We start from the raw sequence: 24,235 nt of genomic DNA, 5'->3' as shown, positions 1-24,235 counted from the left end.
CCCATGACCGACTCCGCGACCGGCGGCAGACAGCGGCAGTACCCCGACGGCCGGGTCGAACTCGACCCGGCCGACGGGGCGTTGCCTCCCAACGGCTTCACCAGTGACGACCTGCGGCCGGTCCCGGTGCGGCAGCGCACCTGGACCACGTACAACTTCCTGGCGCTCTGGGTCGGCATGGCCCACAACATCCCGTCCTGGACGCTGGCTTCGGGCCTGGTCGCGATCGGCATGGACTGGAAACAGGCGGTGCTGACCATCGCGCTCGCCAATCTGATCGTGCTGTTCCCGATGCTGCTCACCGGACACGCGGGTACCAAGTACGGCATCCCGTTCCCGGTGTTCGCCCGGGCCTCGTTCGGGCTGCGCGGGGCCAACCTGCCCGCACTGATCCGGGCGGCGGTGGCCTGCGCGTGGTTCGGCATCCAGACCTGGATCGGCGGTGAGGGCATCTTCCTGCTGGTGGGCAAGCTGTTCGGCGAATCCTGGCGCACGGCACCGGAGCTCGGCGGATACCCGTGGACGCAGTGGCTCTCGTTCCTGCTGTTCTGGCTGATCCAGATGGCCGTCATCGCCCGCGGGATGGAGGCGCTGCGGCGCTTCGAGAACTGGGCGGCGCCGTTCGTCATCGTCGGAGCGCTCGCCATGCTGGTGTGGATGGCCGTCAAGGCGGGCGGGTTGGGGCCGCTGCTCTCCCAGCCGTCCCAGCTGGGCTGGGGCAAGGGGTTCTGGAAGGTCTTCTTCCCGTCGCTGATGGGGATGATCGGCTTCTGGTCCACCCTGTCGCTCAACATCCCCGACTTCACCCGCTTCGGCGGCAGCCAGCGGGCCCAGATCCGCGGCCAGGCGCTCGGCCTGCCGACGACGATGACGCTCTTCGCGCTGCTGTCGGTGCTGGTCACCTCGGGCTCCGAGGCGGTCTACGGCGAACCGGTGTGGGATCCGATCAAGCTGGCCGCGAAGTTGGAGAACCCGGTCGCCATCCTGTTCGCGCTGCTGACCGTCCTGATCGCGACGCTGTCGGTGAACATCGCGGCCAACGTCGTCTCCCCGGCCTACGACCTGACCAACCTGCTGCCCCGGTTCGTCGACTTCCGCACCGGGGCGCTGATCACCGGCGTGGTCGGGATCGCGATCTTCCCCTGGAGGCTGATCGCCGACCCGCACGTTTACATCTACGTCTGGCTGGGAGTGGTCGGCGGACTGCTCGGAACGGTGGCCGGGGTGCTGATCGCGGACTACTGGGTCGTGCGCCGAACCAGCCTCCACCTCGCCGACCTCTACCGTCCGTTCGGCGCGTACTGGTACACGGCCGGGTGGAACTGGCGGGCGGTGGTCGCGCTGCTGGTCGGCGGCCTGCTGGCGGTCGGGGGCTCGTACTCGCCCGTCGACGGGCGCGGGGTGAAGCAGGGCCCGTTCCCGGTGGACGGGGTGATCCCTTTCCTCAAACCGCTCGCCGACTACGGCTGGGCGGTCGGTTTCGCGTCGGCGTCGGTGCTGTACCTGGGGCTCAGCGCGGTGTTCGGCGGGTGGCGGGGAACGGGCGCGGGGCGGCACGCGGCGGGCGGGTGATCGGTGGCCCGGGGAGCGACCGACCGGATTCAGCGGACGGACAGCGGCGGACGGACAACGGCGAACAGATGACGGCGGACAGCGTCGGAAGGGCGCCGCGCGCGGACCGGTCGGTTCCCGGTGGCCGGATCCCGCTCGTCCGCCCCGGACGGGGGAACCGGGCCCGCGGGCGGCGGCGTCCTCAGGGGCAGAGCGGGCGGGACGGGGCCGTCGCGCTGCGGACGGGAGGGATGACGGATGAGCATCGTCGCGTGGATCGTGCTGGGCCTGGTGGCCGGAGCCCTGGCCAAGCTGCTGTTGCCGGGGAGGGACCCGGGCGGCCTGATCGTGACGACCCTGATCGGTATCGCCGGCTCCTTCGTCGGCGGCTGGATCGCGTCCCACTTCCTGCACAGGTCGATCACGGCGCGCTTCTTCGACGGTCCGACCTGGGTGTCGGCGATCGGTGGCGCGCTGGTGCTGCTGATCGCCTACCGACTGCTGTTCGGCAACTCGCGTCGCTGACCGTGGAGTCGTCACGAATCTGACGGGCCGGCCCCCGGGGGAGGGGGTCGGCCCGTACGTTTCACCGCTCGGCGCCGTGCGGCTCAGGACTCCGCCGACACCTCGGCGACCCAGTCCGGCAGCTCTTCACGGGCGGCGAGCCAGGCGGCCGGGATGTCCGTGAGCCCGGTGCGGGCGGCGACCACCCCGGCGGCGATGGCGCAGGTGGTGTCCATGTCGCCGCCGCCCTCCAGGGTGTGCCAGATCGCCTCGGGCAGCGAGTCCAGGTGTCCGGCGGCGGACCACAGGGCGAACGGGACGGTGTCCGGAGCGGAGATCATCAACCCCGAACCGAGCACCGTGGCGGCGTGCCGGACGCTGGTGCTCCCGGGCATCCGGGCGGCGATCCGCAGGCCGGAGCGGACCTCGCTGTCCGGCAGCCGCCCGGCCACCTCGGTCAGCAGCTCGGCCCGCCCGGGCGGGGTTCGGCCCCGGCTGCGGACGGCGAGCGCCGCGGCGAGGGCGACCGCCACCGCGCCGGTGACCGCCTCCGGGTGGAAGTGTGTGGTGAGCGCCTGGAGTTCGGCCTGCCGGGCCACCTCGTCCAGGTCGTCGGCGAACCACGCGCCCAGCGGGGCGACCCGCATCGCGGCGCCGTTCCCGTGTGAGCCCTGGCCCTCGAACTGGCCCGAGGTGATGGCGCGCCAGTCCCCGCCCGCGCCGATCCCGCGCAGCACCCGGTGCATCGAGGGGCCGTACTTGCGCCCGTACTCGCGGGTGTACTCCGCCGCGAACTGCTCGGCCAGCGTGTCCTGGTGGACCTCGCCCCGGGTGGCCAGGTGGCGGACCAGGACCAGGGCCATCGCGGTGTCGTCGGTCCAGTGCCAGGGCGCCGGGCGGGCCAGGCGGCCCGCCCGGGCGGCGGGCGCCTCGTCGGCCGGGACCGAGAACCACCGGTCGCCGAAGGCGTCGCCGAGGGCGAGCCCCCGCAGGCTGTCCAGGACCGGACCGGCCACACGCATGTCATCCTCCATGTGAGATCAACTGTGGGCGGTAGTCTGCTCGACGATCGAGGCGCCGGCGACCGGATTTCGCTCCGGACACCGGCGCCTCGACTGCCGACAGTGCGCTACTTGGCCTTCAGGCCGCCGAATACGAGCTTCCAGACCGCCTCGAAGCGCTCGTCCGCGGTCGGCTCGGACCAGGTGGGCGCGTAGGCCGGATCGTGGAAGGGCGCGGTGGCGTCGAAGACGGCGCGGGCGGTGCTGAGGATGTGGGCGAGCTTGAACTCCTTGCGGTCCATGCCGTCCTGGACGATCTGCGCGATCTGCTTGACCAGGGTGTCGATGTGCGCCGCCACGATGCCGCTGTTCTCCCCGACCAGCACCATGTAGGTGGCGAACAGCTCCGGGTCGTCCAGCGCCTTCTTCCGCTTGGCCGCGAACAGGGTGGTCAGCCAGTGCTTGAGGCGCTCGGCGGCGCCGCCGGCGTCGATCGAGATGGTCTCCAGCTCGTGATGCGCCTGGTCGAGCCAGCGCTGGGTGACCGCCTCGCGCAGGGCGGCCTTGCTGGGGAAGTGGCGGTAGACGCTGCTGTGGCTGACGCCGAGTTCGCGGGCGACGTCCACGACGGTGGCCTTGGCCGGGCCGAACCGCCGGAGGACTTCCTCCGCCGCGATCAGGATCTGCTCGGCGGTGAGTGCGGTGTCCGTGGTCACGGGGAGGGCCGTCCTTAGGGTCGTGCGGTCAGGTGGTGCGGAGGGTTTCCGCTGGTCAGCGTTCGCTGTCCAGGTTCGCCATCTGCGCGGCAGCGTACCGGTCGCCCGCGGCGGCACCGGCGGGGACGGCCGCCTCGATCGCGGCGAGGTCGTCCGCGGTCAGCGCGACGTCCAGGGCTCCGAGGGCCTCGGTCAGGCGGTCCCGGCGGCGGGCGCCGACCAGCGGGACGACGTCCTCGCCGCGCGAGGCGACCCAGGCGATCGCCACCTGGGCGACGCTCGCGCCCTTGGCGACGGCGACCTGGCGCAGCGCCTCCACGAGCGTGAGGTTGTGGGTCAGGTTGTCGCCCTGGAAGCGCGGGCTTTGGCCGCGGAAGTCGGTGCCGGCCAGCGAGCGGTCCTGGTTCCAGTGGCCGCTGAGCAGGCCGCGCGAGAGCACGCCGTACGCGGTGATGCCGATGCCGAGTTCACGGGCGGTGGGCAGCACGGCGGCCTCGATCGAGCGGGAGAGCAGCGAGTACTCGACCTGCAGGTCGCTGATCGGGTGGACGGCGGCGGCGCGGCGCAGGGTGTCGGCGCCGACCTCGGACAGGCCGATGTGGCGGACGTGGCCGGCCTTCACCAGGTCGGCGATGGCGCCGACGGTCTCCTCGATCGGGACCTTCGGGTCGAGGCGGGCCGGGCGGTAGATGTCGACGTGGTCGGTGCGCAGGCGGCGCAGGGTGTAGGCGAGCGCGGTCTTGGTGGCGGCCGGGCTCGCGTCGTAGCCGAGCCACTGGCCGTTCGGGTCGCGCTGGGCGCCGAACTTCACGCTGATCTGCACGCTCTCGCGGTCACGGCCGCGCAGCGCCTCGTGGATCAGCAGCTCGTTGTGGCCCATGCCGTAGAAGTCGCCGGTGTCGAGGAGGGTGATCCCGGCGTCCAGGGCGGCGTGGATGGTGGCGATGCTCTCGGCTTCGTCGGCCGGGCCGTACAGGTCGGACATGCCCATGCAGCCGAGGCCGAGGGCGGAGGTGACGGGCCCGGAGGTGCCGAGCGCGCGCTGTGCGGGGCGGGTGGTCGAGGCCATGAGTACTCCAGGGACGGGGGCGGCGCCGGGTGGCGCGGGCGGTGTGACCCGGGTCTCACTATGGCACGACAGCAAACAGATTTCAAAATCTGTTCGCTGTCGTCTGTTATCTGAAATTTGAAATCTGTCGATTGTCATCTGTTCGGAGCAGCGGGGGCCGGTGTCTGGGTCGGTGTCGGAGCGGCGGGGGCCGGTGCCGGGGTAGGCGAGCGCAGCAGGTGGGCCCGGGCGGGCGGCAGGTTGCGCCACACCGTGCGCTCGCCCAGTCCGTACGTCGCCTCGAAGCGCCGCAGCAGCCGCACCACCGCCCGGTGTCGGGCACCCTGACGCGGGCCGGAGGTGAGCGTGCGCACGGTCGTCGTGCCGAGGTAGCCGAAGTACGTCAGCTCGCCGCCGGGCGCCAGCAGCCGCAGGTAGAGGTTGAGGATGTCCCGGACTTGGGCCGGCTCGAAGTTGGTGAACGGCAGCCCGGACACGATCACGTCGTACCGTCCTTCGGAGCCCGGGGTGGCGCCCGTCCCCTCGGTGGTCGCCCCCTTGCCCGCCGCGGGCAGCTCCTCCACCCGGCAGACCGACAGCCGCAGCTCCACCCCCGGCCCGCGTGCCGCAAGCACCGGGTCCTCCCGCAGCCGCTCGGCGAAGCGAGGGTTCGCCTCGACCACGTGCAGCCGGTCGCCCGGGCGGAGCACCTGGGCCAGCCGTCGGGTCACCACGCCCGTCCCGGCGCCGACCTCCAGCACCGAGATCGGCCGGTTCGGACGGCTGGTCGCGGGCACCACCAGCGCGTTCACCAGCTCCGCGCCGCTCGGTGCCAGCGCGCCGGTGTCGTGGAAGATGCGCAGTGCCTCAGTGAGGAACAGCAGGTGGTCCCCGCCGGCCGGCGAACCGAGCGTGTCGCGCGAACTGAGCTGCGGGGCGGGGGAGTCGGGGCGGCGGTGGAGCTGTCCGTTCGTCATGCCGTCGACGCTAGGGAGGTCGCGGCGGCTCGGAATCGGCCGGTGAGCGGCGCCGACCCCCGACCAAAGTCGAGGGTGCGGCCACCCGGGAGAAGGGGGCGTCGGGCCGCCGCCCGACCTAGCATCGAGCGGACGGACGGACGGACGGACAGGCGGACAGGCGGGGCGGGAGGGGAGGAGTCCGATGCGCGCAGGCCTGCTCGGCTGGTACGGCCCGTACCGCCAGCCCCGGACCGACACGCTGCTGCTGCTCGGCATCCTCGCCCTCGCCGTCGAGGAGGGCCTGGCTCAGTGGCTGAACACCGACGGCCCGCTGCGCCTGCCCCGGACCGCAGTTGCCGCGCTCGCCGCGCTCTGCCTGCTGTTCGCCCGGCGCTACCCGGTGGCCTCGGCCGTTCTGCCGGTGCTCACCGGCGGCCTGTTCAACCGGGCCTTCCCCGCCCTGTTCAGCGTCTACTACCTCGCCTCCCTCGGTCGGACCGGACCTGCGGCGGCCGGTGGCGCGGTCGTCGCGCTGCTCAGCGCGACTCGGGCTGACCCGTCGGTGGGCTGGGCGGGCACCACCGGCTCCCAACTGCTCGTCCAAGCCGCCGTCCTGTCCGTCGGGCTGTGGCTGCACGGCCGCCGAGTGCTGATCCGCACCCTGCACGAGCAGGTCGAAACCCTGCGCCGCGAGCGCGAGTTGCGGGCCGAGCAGGTCCGCTCCGCCGAACGCGCCCGGATCGCCCGGGAGATGCACGACGTGCTGGCCCACCGGCTCAGCCTGCTGGTGCTGCACGCCGGGGTGCTGCGCGACCAGGCCCGGGCCGGGACGGTCGCCGCCGACCCGGACCGGCTCACCCACCGCCTCGAACTGCTGCGCACCACCGCCGCCCGCTCGCTCGACGACCTGCGCGACGTCCTGGGTGCCCTGCGTGCCGACCCGCCAAAGCCGCCCGCCGCCGGGGAGGAGCCGCCTGCACCGACCGGGGCGCCCCGCGTGCCGGCTCCGGCCCTGCGCGACCTCGCCGAACTGGTCGGCGAGGCGACCCAGGCCGGGCAGCAGGTCGAACTCGCCCTCTCCGGCGACCCGGAGGCCGTACCGACCACCCACCGGCTGGCGGTGCACCGGCTCGTCCAGGAGGCACTGACCAACGCCCGCAAGTACGCCCACGCCGCGCCCGTCACCGTCCGGGTCGGTTACGGCGCCCCGGCCACCACCGTCGAGGTCCGCAACGGGCCGGGCGAGGCGCCGCCGAACGGGCCGGGCAACGGCGGCGGGTACGGCCTGGTGGGGCTCAGCGAACGGGTCGGCGCACTGGGCGGCCGTCTCGACGCGGGCCCGGACGGCACCGGTGGCTTCCGGCTCTCCGCCCGGCTGCCCGCGCCGGACCGCCCGCCGCAACCGCTCTCCGCCCCCGAGGACCGCCAGTCCCTGGAGCCACCCACTCCGCAGCCGCCGACCCCGCAGTCGCCGACCGCGCAGTCACCGACCCCGCAGCCGAAGGACGTCGCATGATCCGCACGATGGTGGTCGACGACGATGCGCTGGTACGCCTCGGACTGGTCGACCTCCTCGCCCAGGACCCGGCCCTGACCGTGGTCGCAGAGGCCGCCGACGGGCTGCAGGCCGTCGAGCTCGCCCGCGGCCACCGGATCGACGTCGCGCTGATGGACATCCGGATGCCACGGCTCGACGGCATCGCCGCCACCCGGCGGCTGCGCGAACTGCCGGACGGCCCGCGGGTCATCGCGCTCACCACCTTCGACCTGGACGAGTACGTGTACCAGGCGCTCGCCGCCGGGGCCGACGGCTTCCTGCTCAAGGACACCCCACCCGCCGAGATCGCCCGGGCCGTCCACGTGGTCGCGGGCGGCCAGGGGATGTTGCACCCGGCGGCCGCGCGACGGCTGATCGACCGGTACCACCGGGTCGGCGCGCCCCGGTCGCTCGCCGCCCGGAGCAGGGTCGCCGGGCTCACCCCGCGCGAGACCGATGTGCTGCGCGAACTCGCCGACGGGCTGTCCAACGCCGAGATCGCGGGCGTGCTGGGGATGCGGGAGAGCACCGTCAAGGCGCACGTCAGTCGGATCCTGACCGCGCTCGGCGTCGGCAACCGGGTCCAGGCCGCGCTGCTCGCGCGGGACGCGGGGGTGGTCGGGGACGGTGCCTGACGGCCGGCGCTCGCGAGGGCGGGCCGGGGCGCAGCGTCGGACGGTGTTCACGCGAATGTTCCCCGGACGTCAGGCCGGGGGCCGTGGTGGGCTTCCCTGAGCCCTCGCGTGCCCCCGGTTCGTATCGCCTGCTGAGCCGTTGTCACCCATCCGGCGTGGAATTGCCGTGCCTTGGCGCTTTACGCTGCCGAACCCGGGCAGCGGGTCCATGGTGGAGATGGGCGCGATCCGGCGACCGCGCCCGCGCGCCGATCCGGGCCCGCGCGCCGAGCGCCCGCCGCCGTTGTCCGACGGGTGTCCCAGGCAGGGGCCGGTACCGGCACGCTGGGAGCAGGGCCACCTCGCAGGAAACCGAACGGTTCTTCTAGGCTCACATCTTGGCTTCCCTGCGGTGGTTCGGCCTCTGCGCCCGCCCCCAGGAAGCCGCCGTGCACGGGGCTCCGGGCGGACCGGGGCACCGGATCGAGCGAGGAGGACGCAATGCCAAGCACGCCGCCCAGCCGTTCCACCGTACTTGGGCCAGACGGGCCGTTCCGGCGGGCCGTCCATCATCCCGGCCGACCGGTGCGGTCCGGGCGGGCCTGGTGTCCGGGCGGGAGCGGTCGGCCGGTACGGCCGCTGAATACCGGCGGCGGCCGCGGAGGCGAGCGTTGAGTCCCCAGATCGTCGGGTCGCAGGCCGCTCCGGGTGCCGCCGCCGAACCCGACCCCGTACCGGTGACTGTTCCGGCCGCCGCCGACGGTGAAGCACTCGTTGCCGCTGCCGCTGCTGCTTCCGCCACTGCCGCTACCGCCGCATCTGCCACATCTGCCGCATCTGCCACTTCCACTACGTCTGTCGCGGCCAAGGCCGCCGCCGGTGTCCCTACGGCGCTGCCGGGCCTGCCGCAGGCGCTCAGCGCCCGCGCCCGTACCCTCGCCGGTGCCGTCCGGCGGCGCTGCGCCGACCTGGCCAGGATCGAGTCGCCGAGCGGGGACGCGCCCAGACTCGACGCGCTGGCCGAGGAGTTGGCGGCCGGCTTCCGCGCCACCGGGGCCACCGCCCGCCGCGAACCCGGGCCGGCCGGTGACCACCTCGTACTGGAGTGGGAGGGCAGGGACGAGACCCTGCCGCACCTGCTGATCGTCGGCCACCACGACACCGTCTGGCCGGTCGGCACCCTGGCGGACTGGCCGGTGGCCGAGCAGGACGGGCGGCTCACCGGGCCCGGTGTGGTCGACATGAAGGGTGGACTCGCCATCCTGGAGGGCGCGTTGGCGCTGCTCGCGGGCCTGGGGGAGCGGCCGCACCGCGCCGTGCGGCTGGTCGTGGTCTCCGACGAGGAGGTCGGCAGCCCGGACGGTCGGCGCCTGGTCGAGCGCCAACTGCGAGGCGCGGCAGCGGTGCTGGGGCTGGAACCGCCGCACCCGGACGGGCGGCTGAAGACCGCGCGGCGCGGCAGTACCAGGGTCCGGCTCACCGTGACCGGGCGGGAGGCCCACGCGGGCAACGACGCCCACGACGGGGTGTCGGCGGTGGACGAGCTCGTCGACCAGCTGGTGGTCGTCCGCGGCCTTGCGGGCCAGCCCGGCACCGAGCTCAACGCCGGTCGGATCAGCGGGGGTTCGCGGGCCAACGTGGTGGCCGGCCGGGCCGAGGCGGAGCTCGGCCTGCGGTTCGCCACCGCCGAGGCGCAGCGCCGTACCCTGGACAACCTCGCCCGGCTCACCGCGCTGCGCCCGGGTGCCCGGGTGCGGACGGAGGTGCTGTCCAGCCGCCCGGCCTGGCCTGAGCGGACCGGCAACCCGCTGCTGCGGCACGTGCGTTCGTTGGCCGCGGTGCTCGGGCAGCACTTGGACGGCGCCCCGGCGGGCGGGGCCGGGGACACCAACCTGCCGGGCTCGCGCGGGCTGCCGACGCTGGACGGCTTCGGTGCGGTGGGCGCCGGCGCCCACGCGAGGCACGAGCACATCCGGCTGGACCAGCTCGCTCCCCGGATCGCCCTGCTGGCAGCGCTGCTCGCCGTGCCGCTGCCGCGGTTGCGGGACCGCGCGGAGGGGTGAGCCGGGGCGGCTGACAGAGGGGCGCTGACAGCGGACGGCTGGCAGCGAACGAATGACAGCTGACAGATTTCAGATTCTGTCAGCTGTCATCCGTTTCCGGCGCCCCGTTCGTCCCTTGCCATCCCTCCACTCCGCCGCGCAGAATGGTACCGACCGAACGGTCAGTCGGTTGGCCCGGGCGCCCGACGGGACGCAGAGCGCAAGAGTGGGAACACGAGAGGGGACCGTGGTGACAGCAGAGGTGGCAGAGGCGGTCCCCGCGCAGACGCCGGAGGACCGGTTCGAGACGGTGATCGCCGCCGAGCAGCGGATCGAGCCCAGGGACTGGATGCCCGACGCCTATCGGGCCACCCTGATCCGCCAGATCGCCCAGCACGCCCATTCCGAGATCATCGGCATGCAGCCCGAGGGCAACTGGCTCACCCGGGCCCCCTCACTGCGCCGCAAGGCCATCCTGCTCGCCAAGGCCCAGGACGAGGCCGGCCACGGCCTCTACCTCTACGCCGCCGCCGAGACCCTCGGCGTCGACCGTGCCGAACTCACCGAGAAGCTGATCAGCGGCCGTCAGAAGTACTCCTCGATCTTCAACTACCCCACCCTCACCTTCGCCGACGTCGGTGTGATCGGCTGGCTGGTGGACGGCGCCGCGATCTGCAACCAGGTCCCGCTCTGCCGCTGCAGCTACGGCCCGTACGCCCGTGCGATGGTGCGGATCTGCAAAGAGGAGTCCTTCCACCAGCGCCAGGGCTACGAGCTGCTGATGACCCTGATGCGCGGCACCGAGGCCCAGCGCCGGATGGTCCAGGACGCCGTCGACCGCTGGTGGTGGCCGTCGCTGATGATGTTCGGCCCCTCGGACGCCGACTCGCCGAACACCGCCCGCTCGATGGCCTGGCGGATCAAGCGCCACACCAACGACGAGCTGCGCCAGCGCTTCGTCGACATGACCGTCCCGCAGGCCGAGCACCTGGGCGTCACCCTCCCCGACCCCGAGCTGCGCTGGAACGAGGAGCGCGGCGGCTGGGACTTCGGCGAGCCGGACTGGTCCGAGCTGACCAGGGTCATCCACGGCCAGGGCCCCTGCAACGCCCAGCGGGTCGACCGTCGGCGGGCCGCCCACGAGGACGGCGCCTGGGTGCGCGAGGCGGCCGTCGCCTACGCGGCCAAGCGCGCCGCCGAACAGACCGCCCCCGTCGAGCAGCACACCGAACAGGAGAACGGAAAGTGACCGAGCCCAAGGCCGAGTCCCCGGCCGAGTCCAAGGCCGGCTGGCCGCTGTACGAGGTGTTCGTGCGTCCCCGGCGCGGCCTGAACCACGTCCACGTCGGCTCGCTGCACGCGTCCGACGACCGGATGGCCCTGCTCGCCGCCCGCGACCTGTACACCCGCCGCAACGAGGGCGTCAGCCTCTGGGTGGTCCGTTCGGACGCGATCACCGCGTCCACCCCGGACGAGCGCGACCCGTTCTTCGAGCCCAGCGGCGACAAGGTCTACCGCCACCCGACCTTCTACGACATCCCCGAGGATGTCCCGCACATCTGACGGGGGAGCCACCGTGCACGACCACACCACGTCCACCACCGAGGACGACCACGTCTACCTCAGCCTCACGGACGCCACGCCAGGCCCCGAGGGCGAGGGCCGCTGGGCGTACGGGACGGGCTTCGCCGACCCGCTGCTCGGCGTGGACACCGTCCTGCCCGCCGGTCTGGACGGCGCCGACCTGGCCGCCTACTGCCAGATGCTCGGCGACGACGCCCTGATCCTCGCCCAGCGGCTGATCGAGTGGTGCACCCGGGCGCCCGAGCTGGAGGAGGAGGTCGCGCTCGCCAACCTCGGCCTCGACCTGCTCGGCCAGGCCCGGCTGCTGCTCACCCGGGCCGGCCAGGCGGACGGCTCCGGCCGCACCGAGGACGACCTGGCGTACTGGCGGGAGGAGCACGAGTTCCGCAACGTCCGCCTGGTGGAGACCCCGAACGGCGACTTCGCGTACTCGGTCGCCCGGCTGCTGCTGTTCGCCACCGCCCGCGGCGCGCTGTACGAGGCGTTGAGCTCGCACCCCGACCCGGTGCTGGCCGCGGTCGCCGCCCGGGGCGTCAAGGAGCTGGCGTACCACCGCGAGTACGCCACCGCCTGGACCCTGCGGCTCGGCGACGGCACGCCGTACTCGGCGGAGCGGATGCAGGCCGGGCTGGATGCGGTCTGGCCGCTGCTGGAGGAACTGTTCACCGCGCACCCGGTGGAACGGCGGGTGGGCGTCGACCCGGCGGTGCTGCGCGAGCCGGTGCTGCGCTCGCTCGGCGCCGTGATCGCCGAGGCCGGGCTGACCGTGCCGGACGTCCCGCCGCTGGCCACCGTGCTCGGTCGGGCCGGCCGGGACGGGGTGCACACCGAGTTGCTCGGCCCGCTGCTGGCCGAACTGCAGGTGGTGGCCCGCGCACACCCGGGGGCGACGTGGTGACGGACACCGTGGGCACCACCCGCGACCTGGCCTGGTCGGTCGCCGCGGCCGTCCCGGACCCGGAGCTTCCCATGCTCACCCTGGCCGACCTGGGGGTGCTGGCCGAGGTCGAGGTGGACGGCGGCGGCACGGTGACCGCCTGGTTGACCCCGACCTACTCGGGCTGCCCGGCCGTCGCCGAGATGGCCGCCGACGTGGACCGCCGGCTGCGCGTGGCCGGGTACCCGGACGTCCGGGTGCGGCTGCGGCTCGACCCGCCGTGGTCCACCGACCTGATCACCGCGGAGGGCCGCCGCAAGCTCGCCGAGGCGGGCATCGCTCCGCCGCGGCCGACCTCGGCCGTCGGCGCCGCCGGGGCCGGCCCGGTCCCGCTCACCTTCGGGCCCACCCGCACCGGAGCCGCGGCCGCCGTGCACTGCCCGCTCTGCGGCGGCACCGACACGGAGGAGCTGTCCCGCTTCGGCTCCACCGCCTGCAAGGCGCTCTGGCGTTGCCGCGCCTGCCGTGAGCCCTTCGAACGCGTCAAGGAGATCTGAATGCCCGCCGCCTCTCCCGCCGGCACCTCCGGCACGTCCGGCACGTCCGCCACGTCGGCCACGTCCGCGACGGACGCCGTGCGCCCCGCCCGCCGCCCGACCTTCCACCGACTGCGGATCGACCGGGTGGAGCGGCTCTGCGACGACGCCGTGGCGGTGACCTTCGAGGTGCCGGACGGCCTGGCGGCCGAGTACGCCTTCCGCCCCGGGCAGACGCTGACCCTGCGCAAGCTGGTGGACGGCGCCGACGAGCGCCGCTCGTACTCGATCTGCGCCCCCGTCGGGGGCCCGCTGCGGATCGCCGTCCGGGAGGTGCCCGGCGGGCTGTTCTCGCGCTGGCTGGTGCGAGAGGCCCGGCCGGGCGAGGAGGTGGAGGTGCTGACCCCGTCCGGGCTGTTCACCCCCGAACTCGTCGTCCCCGCCGACCACGTGCTGCTCGCGGCCGGCTCCGGCATCACCCCGATGCTGTCGATCGCCGCCTCCGTGCTGGCCGCGGACCGCCGCTCCACCGTCACCCTGCTCTACGGCAACCGGCGCAGCGACACCGTGATGTTCGCGGACGAGCTGGCCGACCTGAAGGACCGCTACCTCGGCCGGTTCCAGCTGGTCCACGTGCTCTCCCGGGAGACCCGGGACGCCGAACTGCTCAGCGGCCGGCTGGACCCGGAGCGGGTCCGGGCGCTGCTCGCGGCGCTGGTGGACGTCGGCAGCGTCGGGCACTGGTGGCTGTGCGGCCCGTTCGGCATGGTCACCGGGGCGAAGGAACTGCTCGCCGACCTGGACGTGCCCGGTGAGCGGGTGCACCAGGAGCTGTTCCACGCCGAGGACGAGCCGCTCTCCGAGCGCGACGAGGACTGGGACCGCGCGGACGGCGACGCCGAGGGCGCGCCCGGCGAGCGCAGCGAGGTCACCGTCGTCCTCGACGGGCGCGGCAGCACCCTCACCCTCCCGCGGGACCGGTCGATCCTGGACGGCGCCCAGCGCTCCCGCCCCGATCTGCCCTTCGCCTGCAAGGGCGGGGTCTGCGGTACCTGCCGCGCCCTGGTCACCGAGGGCGAGGTGGAGATGCGGCGGAACTTCGCGCTGGAGGAGAAGGAGCTGGCGGCCGGCTACGTTCTCACCTGTCAGGCCCGTCCGGTCACCGACCGGGTGACGGTCGACTACGACCGCTGACCTGCGCTGCGCTTCAGACGGCGGCGGGGACCTGCTCGGGCGCCTGCTCGGGCACCTTCGCCGGCTCCCCGAGCAGGTTGACCAGGTCGTTGACGGCCGCCCGCCCGGCCCGGTTGGCACCGATGGTGCTGGCGGACGGGCCGTAGCCGACCAGGTGGACGCGCGGGTCGGCGGTGGCGCGGGTGCCGGTCAGCGCGATGCCGCCGCCGGGGGAGCGCAGGCCGAGCGGTGCGAGGTGGCCGACCTCGGGGCGGAAGCCGGTCGCCCAGATGATCACGTCCACCGCCGACTCCTGGTCCCCCCAGGCGACCCCGTGCTCGGTGAGCCGGTCGAACATCGGCCGGCGGTGCAGCGCGCCCAGCTCCTCGGCGCGCCGGTAGGCGACCGAGGGGCCGAGGCCGGTCACGCTCACCACACTGCGTACCGGCAGTCCCTGGCGGACCCGCTCCTCGACCTTGGCGACCACCGCGCGCCCGTACTCGGGGGTGAACGGGCCCTCGTGGTAGACGGGTTCGGAGCGGGTGACCCAGACCGTCTCGCTGACCGCGGCCACCTCCGAGAGCACCTGGATCGCCGAGGCGCCGCCGCCCACCACCAGGACGCGCTTGCCCGTGAACTCCTCGGGACCGCCGTAGTCGGCGTAGTGCAGCTGACGGCCCGCGAAGTGCCCCGGGTAGTGGGGGAGGAAGGGACGGGTCCAGGTGCCGGTGGCGTTGATCAGCGCGCGGGTGGACCAGATGCCCCGGTCGGTCTCGACCAGCAGCCGGGCGTCGGGGCGGTCGGACTCGGCGCGCACCGCGCGAACCGCGACCGGGCGCACGACCGGGAGCGCGTGCCGGGTCTCGTACGCGGTGAAGTACCCCGGCACCACCTCACGCGCGGGGGCCTCGGGGTCGGTCGGCGGGAGTTCGGCGTCCGGGAGGTCGTGGAAGCCGTGCACGGTGGCCATCCGCAGGGACGGCGAGCGGTGCGCCCAGGCGCCGCCGGGCGTCGCGTTCGCGTCGAGCACGACGAAGCCGCCGTCGGCTCCCTCCCGGTAGGGGGCGAAGCCGCGGCGGCGCAGGTGGTAGGCGGCGGACAGGCCCGCCTGCCCGGCGCCCACCACCAAGACGTCCACGCGGCGCTGCGGCCCGTCGGGCCGTTGGCCGTCGAGTCGCCGGGCGTCGAGTCGCCGTCCGGCGAGTCGCCCGCGGTCGAGTCGCCGGCCGTCGGGAAGCTGCGGAGCGCCGTTGGTTGCACCGTAAACAGTCACGACAGTGAAACATCTGGGCGGCGGCGGCTGTTCCCGCGACCGGTTCCGGTGTCCGGGTCCGTAACCGCGGTCGCGTCGAAGCGCATCCGTCGAAGCGCATCACCGGCGCCGCGTTCCCGCGACGCGTGCGGGGAGGCCTCAGGCGATCCGGGAGATCACCGCGGCGGTGCCGTAGGCGCAGACCTCGGTGCCCACGTCCGCCGCCCCGGTCACGTCGAAGCGCATCATCAGCACCGCGTTGCCGCCGCGCGCCTTGGTCTGCTCGATCAGCCGCTGCATCGCCTCGTTGCGGCTGTCGACCAGGGTCTTCGTCAGGCCCCGCAGCTCACCGCCGATCAGCGACTTCAGCCCGGCACCGATCTGGCTGCCGACGTGGCGGCTGCGCACGGTCAGTCCGAAGACCTCGCCGATCACGTGGTCGACCCGGAAGCCGGGGATGTCGTTGGTGGTCACGACCAGGACGTCGGCGTTCGGGCCCTGCCCGCCGCCGTACTCGTTGATGTCAGCCATGGGGCCCATCCTGCCGGGGTCGTGCGTCCGAGTGACAGAGGCGCGGCCCGGCGGTGGCCGAGAAGGCTTCGCGAAGCTGGTTCAGACCGGTGATCGGGCGGCCGAAAAGCCGTACCGTAGCCCCATGGGCGAGCGAAGCGATCATCCGCAGGGGCCGGGCGCGGCGGAGTACTCCGGCGCGCCGGAGATCGAGGCGACGGTGGTGCTGGGCCTGCGGATCACCGACTGGCCGGCGCTGCGCGCGGCCGCGATCAGGGCCGTCGAGGAGCTGGACTTCGAGGGCATCGACCCGGCCGGCCAGCGCCGTGAACTGCTGCGCGAGGTGGCCGAGGACGCCAACGCGGCGCTCGGCGCGCTGCTGCACCCGGACCGGCTGGTGGCCGCCATCCCGGGTGTGGAGGCGATCGGCGGGACGCTGGAGATCAGCGTGACCGAGGACTTCACACCGGACTTCGCCGAACTGTTCCCGCTGGACGGCGAGGACGAGGACGGCGGCGCGGGCGCCGACTGGACCCTCACCCCGCGCACCGCCTGCCTGCTGCACGCCCAGCTGATCGGACTGGGCGACGCCGCCTACGACGACCTCGACGAGCACGGGGACGACCCGGTGATCGAGAGCGAGGACACCGACTGGACGGTCTTCGCCCGGCTGCCCCAGCGCACCTGGCGGCTGCACCGGGGCTGGCGCCGCGCGATGGCCCGGGCCTTCGACGACCTGGCCGACGACCTCGCGCTCGGCGAGTGGCCGCTGCCGCGCTGCCTGGCCGAGGAGATCGCGTTGCGGATGGCGCTGGTGGACGCCCGGGCGCTGCTGGGCTCCCAGCCCGAATCGGTGGCCGACATGATGGGCGATCTGCCGGCCGACCTGTACGACTACGACTGGGACGGCTGCCACGACGAGCTGTTCGGCGTCTACGGGCCGGACGACGGGGACCCGGAGCTGGGCGCCGAGCAGCGCACCGAACTGCTGCTGGCGGCGACGCACCCGGAGGGGTGGTTCCTGATGTACGAGGACGCGGAGGAGCGGGACCCGCAACGCGGGTACCGGCGCTGAGCGGGCGTCGGCCGGGGGCGCCTCCAGTGAGCGGGCACGGCGGTGGGTGGGCGGCTAGGCTGCGGGAATGTCCGATGTGTCCGGTGTATCCGATCCGTCCGATGCTTTCGCTGCGCCCGGTCCGCCCTCGGGGGAGTCGGGCGAGGACGAGCCGGTGCTGGCCCGGATCGCGCTCGGGCTGGACGGTGTGCAGGCGGCGCAGCGCGGACGGACGGCCGAGGCGCGGGCCAGCTTCGAGGCCCTGTGGGAGGCGCTGGGCGAGCGGGACGTGTTCCATCGCTGCGTCCTGGCGCACTATCTGGCCGACTTGCAGGACGACCCGCGGGCCGAGCTGGAGTGGGACCGGCGGGCGCTCGCGGCCGCCGACTCGTTGACCGCCGAGCGCGCCCAGATGTACGAGTCGGCGCTCCAGGTGCGCGCCTTCTACCCCTCGCTGCACCTCAACCTGGCCTCGGACCACCTCAAGCTCGGCGAGTCCGACCTGGCGCGCGAGCAGCTGGAACGGGCGGTGCGGAGCCTGGACGCGCTGCCGGAGGGCGCGTACGGCGCGGGAATCCGGGCGGCGGTGGACGAGCTGCGGCAGCGGCTGCGCTGAGCGGCTGGGCTGAGGGGCTGAACCGAACGACCGTGCTGCGTCCGGGGGCGGGCCGGGGCGGGTGGCGGCGGGGCTGGCATGCTGGACGGGTGACTTCTCCGTTCGATGCCCCGACCCCTGTTCCCGCGCCCGACGGCGCTCCCGACTCCGGGGACTCACCCGCGCCCGAGGGCCGTGACGCGCGGCCGCAGTACGTGCTGCCGCTGGTCGTGCGGCTGGAGCGGGCCACGCCGCCGGGGCGGACCGACGCGCTGGAGACCTCGGCGCGGGCGGTGCTCACGCTGCTCGCCGATCCCCGGGTGACCGAGCCGGAGGGCGAGTGGGCGGAGCGGGTCACGGCCTGGGAGGACGCCCGGATCCGCAAGGTGGTCCGGCGGGCCCGGGGCGGGGAGTGGCGCCGCGCGGGGGAGCTGCCGGGCATCACCGTGCAGGGGCGGGAGGCGGAGGTGCGGGTTTTCCCGCCGATCCCGTTGGACGGCTGGCCGAAGGAGCTCGCCAAGCTGCAGGTCTCCGGGACGGATCTGGAGGAGACGGCCGAGGTCGGTGCGCCCGAGCCGGGGCTGCCGGTGCTGTGGCTCAACCCGGAGCTGGAGATGAGCGCGGGCAAGGCGATGGCGCAGGCCGGGCACGCCGCTCAGCTCGCCTGGTGGCGGCTGGACGACGCGCAGCGCAAGGAGTGGGCCGAGGCGGGTTTCGCGCTCGCGGTTCGGACGGCCTCGCCGGAGGCGTGGGAGGGGCTGGTCCGCAGCGGGCTGCCGGTGGTCCAGGACGCGGGCTTCACGGAGATCGCGCCGGGGAGCTGCACGGTGATCGCGGATCACTCGGCGCTGCGGTGACGGGTCGCGGAGGGCGAGTGACGGGTGGTGGGTAACGGATGACAGCGAACGGATGACAGATTTCGAAATCTGTCATCTGTCATCTGTCCGCTGTACGCCGGCCCGCGTCCACCGTCCGCGTCGGCCGTCCGTCGTCAGGCGCCCGAGGCCTGGTACCGCTGCATCGCCCGCCACCCGCCGTACATTGCCGCGGCCGTCCAGAGCGCCATGATCAGCAGCCCGGTCCAGTGCCCGTAGTGGATGCCCGGTTCGGCCTGGGTGCGCGTCGCGTACAGACCGGCCCGGTCGGGCAGGAACTGGCCGACCTCACGGACGCCGGGGATCGCGGCCAGCCAGGTGGTGCCGAGGAACACCATCGGGGTGAGCAGACCGAGCGCAGCGCTGAAGTTGCCCAGCATCGCGGTCAGTCCGAGGCAGATCAGCACCATCATCGGGTGGTAGAGCGCGCCGGCCAGGAAGCTGCGGCCCAGCCCGGGAGTGGACGTGTCCAGACCGACGGTGGTGGCGACGGCCAGGAACGAGCCCGCCGTCGACAGCAGCCCGAGCAGCAGTCCCAGCCCGGCGCCGAGCAGCAGCTTGGCGCCGTACGACCGCCCGCGCCGGGGGACGGCGGTGAGCGAGGTGTTGATCATGCGGGTGTTGAACTCCTGCCCGATGAGCAGGATTCCCGTGCAGGCCACGGCGACATGGCCGAACAGCAGCCCGTAGTAGATCCCGCCGGCCGGGTCTTCGCCGGGGGTGTGGTCCTTCGTGCCGTAGGCCATGTTGACGGCGGCGGTGATGCCCACGGTCAGGGCCAGGGCGGTCAGCGGGGCCGCCCACTGCGAGGGCAGGGTGGTGAACTTGATCCGTTCGGCGCGCAGGGCGTTAACGGTCGGTCCCAGACTCATTCTCATCTTCCCTTCTTCCGGCGCCACTTGGCGCAGCGTCACTTGTCGCGCCGAAGGGCGCGCAGGCCGGCGTACGCCGACGCGGCCGTCCAGAGCGCCATGATCAGCAGCCCGGTCCAGTGCCCGTACGCGACCTGCGGGTCGTCGACGTAGTGGAGCGCGTACTGGCCGGCGCGGTCGGGCAGGAACTGCGCCACCAGCCGTGCCCCGGGCAGGCCGCCGAGCGCCGGCGACACCAGGAAGACGGTCGGGACGATCAGGCCCATGGCGGCGGTGAGGTTGCCGAACAGCGTGGTCAGCCCGAGGCAGAACACCACCAGCAGCGGCGGGTACAGCACTCCGGCGACGACGGCGCGGGTGAAGGCGGGGCCGTGCCAGTCGCCGGGGACGGTCGCCGCGTACCCCGCGAAGGCGCCCGCCGTACCGGCCGCGCCGACGACGAGGCCGACCAGCGCACCGAGCGCGAGTTTCGCGCCGTACATCCGGGCACGGCGGGGGACGGCAGTGAGGGAGACGTCGATCATGCGGGTGTTGAACTCCTGGCCGATCAGCAGGATGCCGAAGCAAGCCAGCGCGACATGGCCGAAGTTGAGCCCGTAGAAGACGCCCACGCCGGGATCGTCGACGATGTGCGGTTCCGCGCTGCCGAGTGCGGCGCCCACGGCCGTGGTGACGCCGGCGGTGAGCAGCAGGGCGAGCAGTGGGGTGAGCCAGAGCGAGCGGAGCGTGGTGAACTTGATGCGCTCGGAGCGGAGGACCCGGAGGGCTCGGACGGCGGGGGACACGTACGCTCCGGGGGAGCCGATGCCGATGCTCATGCGGCCACCTCCGCGCGGTACTCGACGCTGTCAGCGGTCATCCGCATGAACGCCTCCTCCAGGGAGTCCTGTTGGACCGCGATCTCGTACAGGACGACGCCGTGCGCGGCCGCGAGTGCGGCGATCCGCTCCGGTTCGGCGCCGGTCACCTCCCAGGCGCCACCGTCGACCTGGACGGCGGTGAAGCCGTGGTCGCCGCCGCCGAACAGCGCGGCCAGCTTGCCCGGGTCCACGGCCCGCACCCGGATCCGGGTGCGGCCGTGCTGGTCGATGAACTCGGCGGTGGGGGAGTCCGCCAGCAGTCGGCCGCGGCCGATCACCACCAAGTGGTCGGCGGTGAGCGCCATTTCGCTCATCAGGTGGGAGGAGACCAGTACCGACCTTCCCTCGGCGGCCAGTTCGCGCAGGAGTGTACGGATCCAGCGGATGCCTTCGGGGTCGAGGCCGTTCACCGGCTCGTCCAGCAGCAGCACCGCCGGGTCGCCGAGCAGCGCGGCCGCCACTCCGAGGCGCTGGCGCATGCCGAGCGAGAAGCGGCGGATGCGCCGACCCGCGGCGTCCGTCAGGCCGACCTGGCCGAGCACCTCGTCCACCCGGCGCTCCGGCAGGCCGTTGCTGGCGGCGAGCCAGCGCAGGTGGCCGCGAGCCGTCCGGCCGCCGTGCAGGGCTTGGGCATCCAGCAGCGCGCCCATCTGCCGCAGTGGGTCGGCGAGTTCGGCGTACGGGCGGCCGGCGACGAGGGCGCGTCCGGCGGTGGGCTGTTCCAGGCCCAGGGCGAGGCGCATGGTGGTGCTCTTGCCGGCGCCGTTCGGGCCGAGGAAGCCGGTCACCAGGCCGGGTCGGACCTCGAAGGTCAGGTCGTCGACGACGCGTCGTCCGTCGTACTCCTTGGTGAGGCCCTGGATTTCGATCACGGCCGCGCTCCCCTCTGGCTGGTCCGGTGCGGGTGCCGGCGCCCTGCCGACGATCACATTCCACTGGAGCGGCGGTCCCGGCGGATCCCGCCGCGGAGTGGAGCCGCCTCCCTCCTGGGAGGGAGCGAGCCCCCGGCCCGGGCGTGATCCCGAACCGGCCGCTGACCTGGCAGGATGGCTCGGTGACCAAGATCGCAGTGCCCCGAATCCTCGCGCCGCTGCTGGCCGGTGCCACCTACGCGCGTCTGCTGCACCTGCTGGTCGGATGGATCTCCATGGGAGTCATCCTGCTGATCTATCCGGGGACGTACGGGCTGACCCTCTCTCGGATCGTGGCGGAGGCCGTGGTCACGGATTGCGTCCTGCTGGTGCTCGTCGCCCTCATTCCGGCGGCGCGGCGGGCGGAGGGGGTCCAGGCCCGGCTGTTGCTGGTGCCCGACTGCGAGGCCGACATCGCCGCCGATCCCTCCGGCAGTTGGGCCGACCGGTGGCGCACCGCGCTCTGGCTGGTCGGCCGGGTCGCGCTCGGCTCGGCCGTAGGGATGGCGACGGTGCTCGGCCTCACTGACGGTGCCCACCTGCTGACGGGTACGCAGGGGCCGCGCTACCTCCTGCTGCTACCGGTGGCGCTGCTCGGCTACGGCTGGCTGGTGGTGGGTGTCGGGCGACTCCAACTCGCCATGGCGGTCCGGCTGCTGGGGCCGTCACCGGCGGAGCGGTTGGCGGAGGCGGAGCTGCGGGCCGAACGGCTGCTGGAGCGCAACCGGTTGGCCCGCGAACTGCACGACTCCATCGGCCACGCCCTGACGGTGACGGTGCTCCAGGCCGGTGCCGCGCGGGAGGTCGGGGACGCGGCCTTCGTCGCCAAGGCGCTCGAAGTCATCGAGGAGACCGGGCGGCAGGCCATGGAGGATCTCGAACGCACCCTCGTGCTGCTGCGCGAGAGCCCTGAGGGCGCGGCAACCGAACACCCGGGCGTCGACCAGCTGCCCGCGCTCTTCGACATCGCGCGGGCGGCCGGCAGCCCGGTCGAGGCGCTGGTCGACCTGTCGGAGGGGAAGCTGCCCGGGGTGCTCTCCCGCGAGTCCTACCGGATCGTCCAGGAGGGCGTCACCAACGCGCTCAAGTACGCGCCCGGCGAGCCGGTCAGCATACGGATCGCCGTCCGGGGCGGGCAGTTGGAGCTGCGCTGCGCCAATGCGATGTCGGCCGCAGGGGGCGTCGCGGTGCGGAATCCCGCCGCCGGGGCACGCAAGGGCGGAAAGGGGCTGCGCGGCATCCGCGAGCGGGCCACGCTACTCGGCGGGGAGGCCACGGCGGGGGCGTCGCGGGACGGCAGCGAGGAGTGGGTGCTGCATGTGCGGCTGCCCCTACGCTTGGGCTCGTGATGAATGATCTTGTGGCTGACGGTCCGACCAAGGGGGTCGCCGGGATGACCGACATCCTGCTCGCCGATGACGAGGAACTGGTCCGCGCCGGGATGCGGGCCGTCCTGGAGGCCCAGGGCGATCTGCGGGTGGTCGGCGAGGCGGCCGACGGCGCGGAGGCGGTGACCCTGGCCCGCGCGCTGCGCCCGCACGTGGTGCTGATGGATGTCCGGATGCCGGTCCTGGACGGCCTGGCGGCCACCCGCGAGCTGCTGCGCCCCGGCGCGCCGGGGGAGCGGCCGCCGCGGATCCTGATCGTCACCACCTTCGAGAACGACGACTACGTCTACCAGGCGCTGCGCGCGGGCGCGGACGGCTTCCTGCTCAAGCGCTCCCGCCCGGCCGAGATCGCCCACGCGGTACGACTGGCGGCCGCCGGCGAATCGCTGCTGTTCCCGGCAGCGATCCGCCGCCTGGCGGCCGGGCACGGCAACTCCGGCGCCCGCGCGGCGATGGCCCGGGCGGCGCTGACCGAGCGCGAGGCGGAGGTGCTGCGGCTGATGGCACGCGGGCTCAGCAACGGGGAGATCGCCGAGCAGCTGTTCCTCGGCGTGCAGACGGTGAAGACGCACGTCAGCAGCGTGCTGGCGAAGCTCGGCGCGCGGGACCGCACCCAGGCGGTGATCGCCGCGTACGAGTCGGGGTTCGTCGAGCCGTCGGAATGACCCACGCGGGCCGGGACGGCCGGCTGCGCGGTCAGGCCGGGTAGGCATGGGTCTGGGTGGCCTTGACGGAGGCCCAGACCTCCACCCCCGGCGCCAGCTCCAGCTCGGCGACCGCGGCCGGGGTGAGGTCGGCGGCCATCGGCAGGTCCCCCGACAGCGCGGCGCGCACCCGGTCGCCGTGCAGGTCCAGGCCGGTGACCTCGGCCTTCCACAGGTTGCGGGCGCTGGACTGCGGCCGTTCCCGGTACAGCGTCACCGCGGAGGGCGGGAAGGTCACGAAGGCCGGGCCGGCCAGCTCCTCCGCGGTGGCCACGACCGTGCCGTTCGGGAGGCTGACCTGGGAGCCCTCGGCCCGGCCCTGGTACAGGTTCAGCCCGACCAGGCGGGCGATGTAGTCGGTGCGCGGCCGCCGGGCGACCTCCGCCGGGCTGCCGGACTGCACCTCCCGGCCGTCCTCGATCACCACCAGCCGGTCGGCCAACACCATGGCGTCCAGCGGGTCGTGCGTCACCAGTACCGCCACTGCCTCGAACTCGGCCAGATGGCGCCGCAGTTGGGACCGGACGTCGAGCCGGGTGCGGGCGTCCAGGGCGGCCAGCGGCTCGTCCAGCAGGAGCAGCCGGGGACGGACGGCCAGCGCCCGGGCGAGCGCCACCCGCTGCGCCTGACCGCCGGAGAGCCGGCCGGGGCGGACCGAGGCATGCTCGGCCAGGCCCATCCGGTCCAGCCAGGCGAGCGCCTCGGCGCGGGCCTCGCGCTTGGGGCGGCCCTGGCAGCGCGGTCCGAAGGCGACGTTGTCGAGCGCGCTGAGGTGCGGGAACAGCAGGTAGTCCTGGAACACCACACCGACCGGCCGCTCCTCGGCGGGGGTGTGCAGGCGCTGCGCCGGGTCCTCCAGCAGGTGGCCGTCCAGGCGCAGGTGGCCGCCGGTGAGCGGGAGCAGGCCGGCCAGGGCACGCAGGGCGGTGGACTTGCCGGCGCCGTTCGGGCCGAGCAGTGCGATCACCTCGCCGGGGGCGGCGGTGAGCGCGAGGTCGAGGGTGAACGCGGCGCGGTCCACCCGGAGATGGGCGTCGAGGGTGGTGGTGTCGGTGGCGCTCATGGGCTCCGC

General features: G+C 73.7%; 25 protein-coding genes. 15 read left to right on the top strand and 10 right to left on the bottom strand.

Going from position 1 to position 24,235, the window contains the following annotated elements:
- Positions 1-3: 3 nt before the first annotated feature.
- Positions 4-1,572 carry an NCS1 family nucleobase:cation symporter-1 gene (locus ABZW30_RS09385; protein ID WP_355670435.1) on the top strand — a complete coding sequence of 523 codons (1,569 nt, stop codon included), beginning with the start codon at positions 4-6 and terminating at the stop codon, positions 1,570-1,572.
- Between the two features lie 237 nt (positions 1,573-1,809).
- Complete coding sequence (locus tag ABZW30_RS09380; RefSeq protein WP_355670434.1) at positions 1,810-2,076, top strand: GlsB/YeaQ/YmgE family stress response membrane protein; 267 nt, start codon at positions 1,810-1,812, stop codon at positions 2,074-2,076.
- Between the two features lie 83 nt (positions 2,077-2,159).
- Here ABZW30_RS09380 and ABZW30_RS09375 read toward each other — a convergent pair whose 3' ends face one another.
- The 4 genes from ABZW30_RS09375 to ABZW30_RS09360 form a co-directional block, all read right to left on the bottom strand.
- Complete coding sequence (locus tag ABZW30_RS09375) at positions 2,160-3,077, bottom strand: ADP-ribosylglycohydrolase family protein (RefSeq protein WP_355670433.1); 918 nt, start codon at positions 3,075-3,077, stop codon at positions 2,160-2,162.
- A gap of 107 nt (positions 3,078-3,184) precedes the next feature.
- On the bottom strand, positions 3,185-3,772 hold the full coding sequence (locus ABZW30_RS09370) for a TetR family transcriptional regulator (RefSeq protein ID WP_355670432.1): 588 nt from the start codon (positions 3,770-3,772) through the stop codon (positions 3,185-3,187).
- Positions 3,773-3,827: 55 nt separating this feature from the next.
- Entirely contained in the window at positions 3,828-4,841 is a 1,014-nt protein-coding gene (locus ABZW30_RS09365) for an aldo/keto reductase (protein WP_355670431.1), read from the bottom strand.
- A 134-nt stretch (positions 4,842-4,975) separates the two neighbouring features.
- Entirely contained in the window at positions 4,976-5,797 is an 822-nt protein-coding gene (locus tag ABZW30_RS09360) for a class I SAM-dependent methyltransferase (RefSeq protein ID WP_355670430.1), read from the bottom strand.
- A 184-nt stretch (positions 5,798-5,981) separates the two neighbouring features.
- Between ABZW30_RS09360 and ABZW30_RS09355 the strand changes: the two genes are divergently transcribed.
- From ABZW30_RS09355 to paaE, 8 genes are all read left to right on the top strand, one after another.
- On the top strand, positions 5,982-7,295 hold the full coding sequence (locus ABZW30_RS09355; protein ID WP_355670429.1) for a histidine kinase: 1,314 nt from the start codon (positions 5,982-5,984) through the stop codon (positions 7,293-7,295).
- On the top strand, positions 7,292-7,951 hold the full coding sequence (locus ABZW30_RS09350; protein ID WP_355670428.1) for a response regulator transcription factor: 660 nt from the start codon (positions 7,292-7,294) through the stop codon (positions 7,949-7,951). Before ABZW30_RS09355 ends, ABZW30_RS09350 begins: the two co-directional genes overlap by 4 nt.
- A 650-nt stretch (positions 7,952-8,601) precedes the next feature.
- Positions 8,602-9,993 (top strand): M20/M25/M40 family metallo-hydrolase, encoded by a 1,392-nt coding sequence (locus tag ABZW30_RS09345; RefSeq protein ID WP_355670427.1) that lies wholly within the window; start codon positions 8,602-8,604, stop codon positions 9,991-9,993.
- 241 nt (positions 9,994-10,234) lie between these two features.
- A complete protein-coding gene (gene paaA / locus ABZW30_RS09340) occupies positions 10,235-11,221 on the top strand; it encodes a 1,2-phenylacetyl-CoA epoxidase subunit PaaA (RefSeq protein WP_355670426.1) in 987 nt (328 codons plus the stop codon).
- A complete protein-coding gene (gene paaB / locus ABZW30_RS09335) occupies positions 11,218-11,535 on the top strand; it encodes a 1,2-phenylacetyl-CoA epoxidase subunit PaaB (protein ID WP_355670425.1) in 318 nt (105 codons plus the stop codon). The genes paaA and paaB overlap by 4 nt, the downstream gene beginning before the upstream one ends.
- A 13-nt stretch (positions 11,536-11,548) precedes the next feature.
- Positions 11,549-12,454: a 1,2-phenylacetyl-CoA epoxidase subunit PaaC gene (paaC, locus tag ABZW30_RS09330; protein WP_355670424.1), complete on the top strand. Its 906-nt coding sequence runs from the start codon at positions 11,549-11,551 to the stop codon at positions 12,452-12,454.
- Positions 12,451-12,990, top strand: a complete 540-nt coding sequence (gene paaD / locus ABZW30_RS09325) for a 1,2-phenylacetyl-CoA epoxidase subunit PaaD (RefSeq protein WP_355670423.1) — start codon at positions 12,451-12,453, stop codon at positions 12,988-12,990. The genes paaC and paaD overlap by 4 nt, the downstream gene beginning before the upstream one ends.
- Positions 12,991-14,163: a 1,2-phenylacetyl-CoA epoxidase subunit PaaE gene (paaE, locus tag ABZW30_RS09320; protein WP_355670422.1), complete on the top strand. Its 1,173-nt coding sequence runs from the start codon at positions 12,991-12,993 to the stop codon at positions 14,161-14,163. It begins immediately after the preceding gene.
- Positions 14,164-14,176: 13 nt separating this feature from the next.
- Here the strand turns inward: paaE and ABZW30_RS09315 are convergent, their stop codons facing one another.
- Positions 14,177-15,280 (bottom strand): NAD(P)-binding domain-containing protein, encoded by a 1,104-nt coding sequence (locus tag ABZW30_RS09315; RefSeq protein WP_355670546.1) that lies wholly within the window; start codon positions 15,278-15,280, stop codon positions 14,177-14,179.
- A 273-nt stretch (positions 15,281-15,553) separates the two neighbouring features.
- Positions 15,554-15,925, bottom strand: coding sequence for a YbjQ family protein (locus ABZW30_RS09310; protein ID WP_355670421.1), 372 nt, complete (start codon positions 15,923-15,925; stop codon positions 15,554-15,556).
- Positions 15,926-16,049: 124 nt separating this feature from the next.
- Here ABZW30_RS09310 and ABZW30_RS09305 point away from each other — a divergent pair, with 124 nt between their 5' ends.
- The 3 genes from ABZW30_RS09305 to ABZW30_RS09295 all read left to right on the top strand — a co-directional run bounded on the left by ABZW30_RS09305 (position 16,050) and on the right by ABZW30_RS09295 (position 18,410).
- Positions 16,050-16,979 (top strand): hypothetical protein, encoded by a 930-nt coding sequence (locus ABZW30_RS09305; RefSeq protein WP_355670420.1) that lies wholly within the window; start codon positions 16,050-16,052, stop codon positions 16,977-16,979.
- A 67-nt stretch (positions 16,980-17,046) separates the two neighbouring features.
- Positions 17,047-17,574 (top strand): hypothetical protein, encoded by a 528-nt coding sequence (locus tag ABZW30_RS09300; RefSeq protein ID WP_355670419.1) that lies wholly within the window; start codon positions 17,047-17,049, stop codon positions 17,572-17,574.
- An 89-nt stretch (positions 17,575-17,663) separates the two neighbouring features.
- Complete coding sequence (locus ABZW30_RS09295) at positions 17,664-18,410, top strand: aminoacyl-tRNA hydrolase (RefSeq protein WP_355670418.1); 747 nt, start codon at positions 17,664-17,666, stop codon at positions 18,408-18,410.
- A gap of 134 nt (positions 18,411-18,544) precedes the next feature.
- On the opposite strand, the gene ABZW30_RS09290 is transcribed toward ABZW30_RS09295, so the two are convergent.
- The 3 genes from ABZW30_RS09290 to ABZW30_RS09280 are packed head-to-tail and all read right to left on the bottom strand — an operon-like array spanning position 18,545 to position 21,032.
- Positions 18,545-19,300 (bottom strand): hypothetical protein, encoded by a 756-nt coding sequence (locus ABZW30_RS09290; RefSeq protein ID WP_355670417.1) that lies wholly within the window; start codon positions 19,298-19,300, stop codon positions 18,545-18,547.
- A gap of 38 nt (positions 19,301-19,338) precedes the next feature.
- The gene (locus tag ABZW30_RS09285) at positions 19,339-20,118 is read right to left on the bottom strand and encodes a hypothetical protein (protein WP_355670416.1); all 780 of its coding nucleotides are present in this window, start codon (positions 20,116-20,118) and stop codon (positions 19,339-19,341) included.
- Positions 20,115-21,032 (bottom strand): ATP-binding cassette domain-containing protein, encoded by a 918-nt coding sequence (locus ABZW30_RS09280; protein ID WP_355670415.1) that lies wholly within the window; start codon positions 21,030-21,032, stop codon positions 20,115-20,117. The genes ABZW30_RS09285 and ABZW30_RS09280 overlap by 4 nt, the downstream gene beginning before the upstream one ends.
- Before the next feature lie 182 nt (positions 21,033-21,214).
- On the opposite strand from ABZW30_RS09280, the gene ABZW30_RS09275 reads away from it, so the two are divergent.
- Positions 21,215-22,420 (top strand): histidine kinase, encoded by a 1,206-nt coding sequence (locus tag ABZW30_RS09275; protein ID WP_355670414.1) that lies wholly within the window; start codon positions 21,215-21,217, stop codon positions 22,418-22,420.
- Positions 22,420-23,124 carry a response regulator transcription factor gene (locus ABZW30_RS09270; protein ID WP_355670545.1) on the top strand — a complete coding sequence of 235 codons (705 nt, stop codon included), beginning with the start codon at positions 22,420-22,422 and terminating at the stop codon, positions 23,122-23,124. Before ABZW30_RS09275 ends, ABZW30_RS09270 begins: the two co-directional genes overlap by 1 nt.
- Before the next feature lie 31 nt (positions 23,125-23,155).
- Here ABZW30_RS09270 and ABZW30_RS09265 read toward each other — a convergent pair whose 3' ends face one another.
- Positions 23,156-24,226: an ABC transporter ATP-binding protein gene (locus ABZW30_RS09265; RefSeq protein ID WP_355670413.1), complete on the bottom strand. Its 1,071-nt coding sequence runs from the start codon at positions 24,224-24,226 to the stop codon at positions 23,156-23,158.
- Between the last annotated feature and the right edge of the window lie 9 nt (positions 24,227-24,235).

The sequence above is a fragment of the Kitasatospora sp. NPDC004669 genome (assembly GCF_040609455.1).
In the GTDB taxonomy this organism is placed as follows: Bacteria; Actinomycetota; Actinomycetes; order Streptomycetales; family Streptomycetaceae; genus Kitasatospora.
The sequence above is the reverse complement of the archived record's forward strand: the minus strand, read 5'-3'. Positions and strand labels throughout refer to the sequence as shown.